Annotated in this window: 10 protein-coding genes and 1 pseudogene; 7 read left to right on the top strand and 4 right to left on the bottom strand. The window is 68.1% G+C overall.

Features of this window, described 5'->3' with window-relative positions:
- Positions 1-65 precede the first annotated feature (65 nt).
- The 4 genes from J0670_RS23785 to J0670_RS39450 all read left to right on the top strand — a co-directional run bounded on the left by J0670_RS23785 (position 66) and on the right by J0670_RS39450 (position 3,647).
- Complete coding sequence (locus J0670_RS23785; RefSeq protein WP_196951654.1) at positions 66-341, top strand: hypothetical protein; 276 nt, start codon at positions 66-68, stop codon at positions 339-341.
- Between the two features lie 71 nt (positions 342-412).
- Positions 413-2,239 carry a glutamine--fructose-6-phosphate transaminase (isomerizing) gene (gene glmS, locus J0670_RS23780; protein ID WP_207813689.1) on the top strand — a complete coding sequence of 609 codons (1,827 nt, stop codon included), beginning with the start codon at positions 413-415 and terminating at the stop codon, positions 2,237-2,239.
- 494 nt (positions 2,240-2,733) lie between these two features.
- Positions 2,734-3,351 carry a CRISPR-associated endoribonuclease Cas6 gene (gene cas6 / locus J0670_RS23775; RefSeq protein ID WP_307806660.1) on the top strand — a complete coding sequence of 206 codons (618 nt, stop codon included), beginning with the start codon at positions 2,734-2,736 and terminating at the stop codon, positions 3,349-3,351.
- Entirely contained in the window at positions 3,348-3,647 is a 300-nt protein-coding gene (locus J0670_RS39450) for a hypothetical protein (protein ID WP_243437426.1), read from the top strand. Before cas6 ends, J0670_RS39450 begins: the two co-directional genes overlap by 4 nt.
- Here the strand turns inward: J0670_RS39450 and J0670_RS39445 are convergent.
- The 3 genes and pseudogenes from J0670_RS39445 to J0670_RS40000 all read right to left on the bottom strand — a co-directional run.
- A pseudogene (locus tag J0670_RS39445) lies at positions 3,623-3,703 on the bottom strand (DUF397 domain-containing protein); the annotation flags it as partial. The gene J0670_RS39450 and the pseudogene J0670_RS39445 overlap by 25 nt on opposite strands.
- A 13-nt stretch (positions 3,704-3,716) precedes the next feature.
- Positions 3,717-4,118 (bottom strand): DUF5753 domain-containing protein, encoded by a 402-nt coding sequence (locus tag J0670_RS23765; protein WP_207813687.1) that lies wholly within the window; start codon positions 4,116-4,118, stop codon positions 3,717-3,719.
- Between the two features lie 137 nt (positions 4,119-4,255).
- Positions 4,256-4,384, bottom strand: a complete 129-nt coding sequence (locus J0670_RS40000; RefSeq protein ID WP_279383063.1) for a hypothetical protein — start codon at positions 4,382-4,384, stop codon at positions 4,256-4,258.
- A gap of 343 nt (positions 4,385-4,727) precedes the next feature.
- Between J0670_RS40000 and J0670_RS39440 the strand changes: the two genes are divergently transcribed.
- From J0670_RS39440 to J0670_RS23755, 3 genes are all read left to right on the top strand, one after another.
- Complete coding sequence (locus J0670_RS39440; RefSeq protein WP_243437423.1) at positions 4,728-5,537, top strand: site-specific integrase; 810 nt, start codon at positions 4,728-4,730, stop codon at positions 5,535-5,537.
- 129 nt (positions 5,538-5,666) lie between these two features.
- Positions 5,667-6,251 carry a hypothetical protein gene (locus J0670_RS23760; RefSeq protein ID WP_243437422.1) on the top strand — a complete coding sequence of 195 codons (585 nt, stop codon included), beginning with the start codon at positions 5,667-5,669 and terminating at the stop codon, positions 6,249-6,251.
- Between the two features lie 80 nt (positions 6,252-6,331).
- The gene (locus J0670_RS23755; RefSeq protein WP_207813686.1) at positions 6,332-6,865 is read left to right on the top strand and encodes a hypothetical protein; all 534 of its coding nucleotides are present in this window, start codon (positions 6,332-6,334) and stop codon (positions 6,863-6,865) included.
- Between the two features lie 333 nt (positions 6,866-7,198).
- Here the strand turns inward: J0670_RS23755 and J0670_RS23750 are convergent.
- The coding region (locus tag J0670_RS23750) for a hypothetical protein (protein ID WP_207813685.1) at positions 7,199-7,700 on the bottom strand (502 nt) is incomplete at its 5' end.

Here is a 7,700-nt window from a genome sequence, read left to right as displayed (position 1 = left end):
AAGCCTGCCCGAATTCGGGCAAGATCTTTGGCTTCGGTGACCGGTCCGGCCTAGGCTCCTCTCTCGTGCCGAGCTCACCCCACCCTCACGAAGACCTCCTCGCCCACCTCACCCGGACCAGCCCCCTCGGGCCCCGCGAGGCGGCGCGGGTCGTGGCGGAGGTCCTGGCGTACTTCTCCGAGAGCACCGAGGAGTACGTGCGCCGCCGCCACACCGAGCTCCAGGCACGCGGCCTGACCAACGAACGGATCTTCGCCCGGCTCGCCGAGGAACTGCCCGCCCGCCGCGTCGCGGCGCCGGAACTCTCGGCGCGGCAGCTGCGCCGGATCGTGTACGGCTGAGCGCCGCCGGTTCCCGGCCGTTCCCGGTCGTACTTTGCCGTCCCCGAAGTCATCTGAAGAGGAGCCCACGCATGTGCGGAATCGTGGCCTACATCGGCCCCAAGGACGCGACCCCCTTCCTGCTGGAGGGGCTGGCCCGGCTGGAGTACCGCGGCTACGACTCGGCCGGCGTCGCCGTCGCCGGACGCACCGGCGGGATCAAGCTGCGCAAGGTCAAGGGCCGGGTCGCCGACCTCGCCGCGGCCGTACCCGCCAGGTTCAAGGGCGGCACCGGCATCGGCCACACCCGCTGGGCCACCCACGGCGTGCCCAGCGACGCCAACGCCCACCCGCACCTGGACAACGCCGAGCGGATCGCCGTCGTCCACAACGGCATCATCGAGAACGCCGACGAACTGCGCGCCAAGCTGACCGCCGACGGCGCCGTCTTCCGCTCCGAGACCGACACCGAGGTGCTCTCCCACCTCATCGCCGCGCACGCCCTCGAAGGCGTCGACCTGGAGGACGCCGTCCGGGCCGCCCTCGGCCGGGTCGTCGGCACCTACGGCATCGCGGTGCTCGACGCCGAGCAGCCGGACCGGATCGTCGTCGCCCGCAACGGCAGCCCGATCGTGCTCGGCATCGGCGAGAAGGAGATGTTCGTCGCCTCCGACGTCTCCGCCCTCGTCCGCTACACCCGCCAGGTCGTCCACCTGGAGGACGGCGAGCTGGCCACCGTACGCGCCGACGGCTTCCGCACCTTCACCGCCGACGCCCGCACCACCCACCGCCAGCCGTCCACCGTGGACTGGGAGATCGACTCCTACGACACCGCCGGCTACGAGCACTTCCTGCTCAAGGAGATCCACGAGCAGCCCACCTCCGTCGAGCGCACCCTCAGCGGCCGGCTCGACGAGCGCTTCAACACCGCACACCTCGGCGGCCTCAACCTGGACGCCCGGGAGCTGCGCGAGATCCGCCGGGTGAAGATCCTCGGCTGCGGATCCGCCTACTACGCGGGCGAGATGGGCGCCCAGCTGATCGAGGAGCTGGCCCGCATCCCCGCGCACAGCGAGCCCGCCTCGGAGTTCCGCTACCGCAACCCGGTGATCGAGGCCGACACCCTGTACGTGGCGGTCAGCCAGTCCGGCGAGACCTACGACACGCTCGCCGCCGTCCAGGAGATCAAGCGCAAGGGCGGCCGGGTGCTCGGCGTCGTCAACACCGTGGGCAGCGCCATCGCCCGCGAATGCGACGGCGGCATCTACCTGCACGCCGGCCCCGAGGTCTCCGTCGCCTCCACCAAGGCGTTCACCTCCACCGTCGTCGCCTTCGCCCTGCTCGCCCTGCACTTCGGCCGCATCCACGACCTCTCGCCCGCCGACGGCCGCCGGATCGTGACCGCCCTGCAGGCCCTGCCGGACCAGATCCGCGAGATCCTCGACCAGAGCGACACCATCGCCGAACTCGCCGCCGAGTACGCCGACTCGGTGGGCATGATGTTCATCGGCCGGGTGCGCGGCTACCCCGTGGCCCGCGAGGGCGCGCAGAAGCTCAAGGAGATCTCCTACATCCACGCCGAGGCCTACCCGGCGAGCGAGCTCAAGCACGGCCCGCTGGCCCTGATCAGCCCCGAACTCCCCACCGTCGCCCTCGTTCCCGACGACGAACTGCTCGACAAGAACCTCACCACCCTCGGCGAGATCAAGGCCCGCCACGGCCGCGTCCTCGCCGTCGCCCACCGCCGCCCCGAGGAGAAGCTCGCCGACCACTGCATCCTGGTCCCCAAGAGCGAGCCGGAGCTCGACCCGCTCCTCCTCAACATCCCCCTCCAGCTGCTGGCCTACCACGCCGCTGTTGCTCTCCAGCGCGACGTGGACAAGCCGCGCAACCTGGCGAAGAGCGTGACCGTCGAGTAGTCGGCGGCACCCCATAACTCCCTGGGCCCCGGTCGCTGCACAGCGACCGGGGCCCGAGGCTTCTCCGGAGCGGGCGGGAACGCGCTCACGTCGGCTCGGCGTCCTGGCCGTTGCAAGCCCTCCAGGGCTGGTTGCCACCCGAGAGTAAAGCACCAGGTCCAGGGGTGTTGGCAACCTGCCTGTGGCGGTGACGGTGCGGCGACTCGGCGGTAGTGCATCGTCGCAGGTCAGGGGGTTTTGGGGTCGGCGCCAGGGTGGGTGGACGCTGTTCGTGGTGCGGGGCCGGCGGTGGTGTCGGGGCTCCTAGCACATGCAGCTGGCCATTGGTGCACATTGTGAGGAATCGCATGTCGATCGTTCGCGTCCAACTAGCTTGCCGTTCGGCTTGGTTGCGACACGTGGGTCAGGAGAGCACGGTGCGGGTGAGGGTGGATGTGACGCCGGATGCGTCGAGTGTGCGGTGGGAGGACGTGCACGGGGCGGCTCGGGGTGTGGTGTACAAGCTGCTGAACACTCAGGACAAGGCGCTGGCACAGACCTTGCACGACGACGGGTGGCGCGGGAAGCCGCTGAAGCCGGTGGGGGTGGCCGGGCCGCAGTTCGTTGGGGCGCCGCGTGGTAAGGGGGTGTACTCCACTTCGCGGGACGGGCCGGTGTGGTTCGGGTCGCCGGTGCCGGAGATCGCCTCGGTGCTGGTCCGGGCGCTGGCCGGAACCGAGGAACTCGCCTGGGGTTCAACGCGGTTGCGGGTGCGCGGGATCGCGGTGGACATGGACGCCGCACTGCCGGCCGGGGAGGGTCAGGTGGAGCTGGAGACCATGACACCCGTCATCCTCAAACACGAGGGCCGGAACCTGCTGCCGGGCGACGAGCACTACCTGGACCGTCTGCAGCACAACCTGACGCATAAGGCCGACATCCTCGGCCTGCCCGCCCCGCGCGGCGTGCGAGTCCTGGAGGCAGGCCCCCGGCGGCGGTTCACCGTCCGTGGGGCGCCGAGGATCGGGGCGCGGGTGCGGGTGGTGATGGAGGCCGACGGTCGGTTCGTGAACGCGATCCGCTCCTGGGGGCTGGGCCTGGACACGATTCAGGGCTTCGGGTGGGTGCGGTGACCGCTCTCGTCGCGACGGGCCATCCGTTGCAGCGGGCGGGCGCCTGGGCCGTGGCGGTCCTCGCCGAGCGGGACGATCCGAGCCGGGTGAGCGTGGCCGATCTGGACGCCGTGTCGTCCGCCCTGGTGGCGGATCTGCTCGCGGCGGCGACGGCGCCCAAGGGCAGCAGCTGGTACGACTGGTGGAAGGTGCTGTTCGCGCTCACCGCACCGCGCCAGCGTGTACGGGTGATGATGGTGTCGGGGTCGTCGCTCTCGCGGATCTTGATGGCGCCGTCGGTGGTTGCTGAGACGTAGATGCAGTTGGCAGCGTCGCCGCTGAATGAGGACTTCTGCCAGTCGTGAACGGCCATGCTCTGTCCTCTTTCAGATGCTCTGGGCAATGCGGCGGATGAGGTCGCGGGATGCGTCGGGCTTGAGCGCACTTGCCTCCAGCCGATCCATCACAGCTCGATATTTGATCAACTGCGGCTCGGTGTCGATGAACTCGGATCTGTCTCCATCGCCCTGGACGCTGTCCAGTCGTGCAACCTCGGCGTTGAAGTACACGATTCCGGCTCCGGAGCTGGGGTAGCTGCCGGTACCGAACGGGATCACCCTCAGGTCGATGTGAGGTTGCTCGCTCACGGTCAACAGGTATTCCAACTGCTCCCGGGCAACCTTCGGACCGCCGAAGCCCATGCGCAAGGCGGCCTCGTGGACGACGGCCGACAGCGGGATCGGCTGCTCGCCGTGGAGCTGGCCATGGCCAGCTGAGTGGCCAGGCACGCCGACCTGAGGTCAGCCGGTCCAGATGGTGTCGCTGGCCCGCCGGACTCCACCAGCACCGAGGCGTCGGCGATGTCCAGCTGCTCGGCCAGGTACTCCGCCACCTCCGCCGACCTGGACTGACCGAGGCCCCGGGGCTACCCGAGGAACGGATTGGGGAAGTTGGCGAGGCCGTCCGCGGTGAGGGTGTCGGTGAGGTGGGCGAGTTGGGGGTCAGTGGAGGCGATGGCGCGCAGGAGATCCCGGGGGCACGGATAACGGGCCATTATCCGTGGGAAGACTTCAGATTGCGCCGCCGCTGGTACTCCGTCAGCCGTCCACCAGGCATGACGGGGGCTTAGCGCCGGTTTTCGTTCCGATGTTCCAAGCGCCGCCAATTGCATCCGATGCGAACTCGCGACGGTTCGCGAATCGTCGTGGCCAACAGCGCCCACCAGCGTGCTGAACATGGAAGTTGGTCCAGCCTGCTGGTGGCGACGGTAGCCACGGACGTGAAGGCGATGCCAGCTGGTGTCACTCGTCCGGCTGACTGACCTGCGGTTTGTTCGCCGACTCGCATCAGATGCGGTTTTCTCGCATACGACGCGAGTGACGGAGGGTGGTGGACCGGTGGGGTTCAACGGGTCGATCCCAGGTGCGGCACGGCTGCACCTGGTGGACGGAGTCGCGCTGCTGCGGCCGGAGGAACAGGTCTTCACCGCGATGCTGACTGGGTTCGCCAACCAGCAGCTCGCGCGGAATCTGGCCCGGACGACGGTGGAGGGCCGGGAGAACACGGTCAAGGCGTTCGCCGCGTACGTGAATACCTACCCGTGGCACTGGACGCCGGCGATGGTCGACGAGTGGCTCGGCGACCTGCGATCGCTGCGGGACCTGCGTCGTTCCACGATCCGGTCCTACTCGGAGGCGGTCCGGGCGTTCTGCCACTTCGTCACCGATCCGCTCTACGACTGGGCGGCCACGTGCGAGGAACGGTTCGGCACCCACCCGGTCCAGGTCGTTCACGAGTGGAACACCGCAGTGCACGTCCAGGACGACGAGGCCGATGCGAAGAAACGGGCGTTCACCAAGGCCGAGCTGCACGCGTTCTTCGAGCACTGCGATGACGAGGTCGCCCGGATCAGGGCCTTCGGCCGCAAGGGCTGGCTGCCGGCATTTCGTGACGCCACCCTGTTCAAGACCGCCTACGCCTACGGGCTGCGGCGCAACGAGACGCGGATGCTCGACGCCGCCGACTTCGGCCGCAACCCGCACGGCGTCGAGTACGGCGAGTTCGGCCGCCGCCAGGTCCTTCCCCACCTACGGGAGCGAGCCGACCGGAGGCACATCACACCGAGCATCCGCCGCTTCGCAACCGAGCAGATCAAGCACGCGACCACCTTCCTGCAGTGGCTCAGCACCCGGGACGGCACCCTCTAGTCCTGCGGCCAACTCGACATCGACGCCTGGTTCGCGGACAACACCGAACACAGCCGCACCTGCCTGAGGCCCTTCCTCAACTGGGCCAGGAAGAGCCGCCGATGTCCACACTCCCTGTCCGTCCCCACCATGAAGATCTCCAGACGACCCGCACTGAGCGAGGACGAGCGCTTGGCCGCACTCGGCCGGTTGCTGACCGACGCAGACACCCCGATGCGCCTCCGTGTCGCCAGCGTCATCGTCCTCCTCTACGCGCAACCCCTGACTCGGATCGTCCAACTCACGGTCGACGACGTGCTCCACGACGGAGAGACCACACTTCTGCGGCTCGGGGAGCCCGCCTCTCCCGTCCCCGAACCAGCGGCAGCCCTGCTACTGGCCTACATCGCAGACCGCGACAACATGAACACCGCCACCAATCAGGCATCCCGCTGGCTCTTCCCCGGCCGCCGGGCCGGACGGCCGGCCCGTCCCGACCACATGTCCTCACGACTGCGCGAGATCGGCATCCCGGTCGCCGCCGCCCGCGGCGCCGCCATCCGGCAACAACTCCTCGAACTGCCCGCCCCCGTCGTCGCGGACGCCCTCGGCTACCACGACAAGACCACAAGCCGCCTCCTCAGAGAAAGCGGCGGGACCTGGAGCCGGTACGCCGCAGGCGACCACCTATGGTCACCATCGGGCTGGACGGCACGGCGAAGTGACGGTAGCTGAATAGGCGAGCTCACCAGTACCAAGACCGTGGAAGCGGCCCTGCTTCCCCGCCTCCGGAGCCCCTGAGGGATCCTTGCTCCGTGCTTACAGTGCAGATGAACGATGCGGCGGCGGTCCTCCTCGGCGCATGGGCAGGACTCGCACCTACACAGCCACCACAGGGACTGACAGCTGGACTCCGTGATCTCACAGCCAACGGCATCGCTCTCCACGGGGACGCCGTGGTGCTGACCGATACCGCCCGTCACCTGCGCGACGCCGGAACCGGAGGCTTCATCGACCTCACCGCGTGGGAGTGCAGCGTCAACAGCGTCCACCTTGAGGATTTCGTGCCCGTGCCCGTTGACGTCCTGGATGACGGTGAGCCCGTCATCGCCGAGGCCGATCAAAGGCTACTGTTGGCCCAGGGCCTCAACCTGGCCCTGCACATCTGCCATCTCGGCCGTTCATTCGAACCTCCACTCCAGATCCGATGCATCGTCAGCGCGAGTACCACCAACGGGACTTTCCGCTTCCACCGCATCCGCGCAGGCCAGCAAGAGCACAATCCGGACCTGGACAGGTACACGGTGGAGAAGATGATCGTCATCGACACGGGCTCGCCGAGTTCCTGACCTGACCCGGCAGAAGTTCTCTATCCTCCAGCCGCATCCGCCCAGAACTACGAACAGTCACCACCAGGCTTCCTGCAGCTGCGAATACGCGACACTTGGTTACGCGAGCTCACCAGTATCAAGCCCCGGTTCGTAACCAGGCTGCTGTCGGACTTTTGGGAACAAAGCCGAAGGTTGCCATCAGCTCAGGAGAGCTTGCAATGGGTGGGTGTTGGGGTCGCGGTAGTCGCCAGACGGGCCGCATCAGCCCAGGAGGGCTTGCAACAGATACGCGGGATACGTGACCGGCGAAACGTCAAAAGTCGCCATCAGCTCTGGAGGGCTTGCAGAGTGCTATTTGCCCGGGAGCTTGTCGAGGCCGCCGGCGGTGCCGAGGTCGGTGATGCGTTGGGTCGCGTCTTTGATGTGGGTGGCGGCGGTGGCGAGTTGTTGGAGGGAGGAGACGAGGTGGTCGCCGTCGTGGCCGTGGACGGCGGTGTCGCAGTCGTGGCCGCTTTGGGTGAGGTGGGTGAGGTATTGCTGCCACTCTGATTGGGCCTGGGTTTCGGGGATGCGGAAGTAGGCGGTGGTGTCGGCCGCGAGGGTGTTGATGCGGTCGCAGTAGGGCTTGACGGCGGATTCCTCGACCTCGCCGTCTCCGTTGGTCAGGAACGCGCCGAATTCCGTGGCGAGGGTGGTGAAACGGGTCGTCAGTTCTTCGCCGCCGTGCATCCACCAGGCGGTCACCTGGTAGGCCTTGGTGCGTGGGCTCGCCGTGGTCTGGTCGACGGACGGCGGGCGGTCGGCGGTGGAGGAGCCGCTGGCCGGGGCGGTCCAGAGCACGGTGCTGAGGGTT

Source organism: Streptomyces sp. FH025 (assembly GCF_017427025.1).
Lineage (GTDB): Bacteria > Actinomycetota > Actinomycetes > Streptomycetales > Streptomycetaceae > Kitasatospora.
The sequence above is the reverse complement of the archived record's forward strand: the minus strand, read 5'-3'. Positions and strand labels throughout refer to the sequence as shown.

Bases quoted from the DNA above. Each gene is read 5' to 3' on its own strand.
- glmS (WP_207813689.1), top strand. From the start codon at position 413: ATGTGCGGAATCGTGGCCTACATCGGCCCCAAGGACGCGACCCCCTTC.
- J0670_RS40000 (WP_279383063.1), bottom strand. From the start codon at position 4,384: ATGGCCCGTTATCCGTGCCCCCGGGATCTCCTGCGCGCCATCGCCTCC.
- J0670_RS23760 (WP_243437422.1), top strand. From the start codon at position 5,667: ATGAAGATCTCCAGACGACCCGCACTGAGCGAGGACGAGCGCTTGGCC.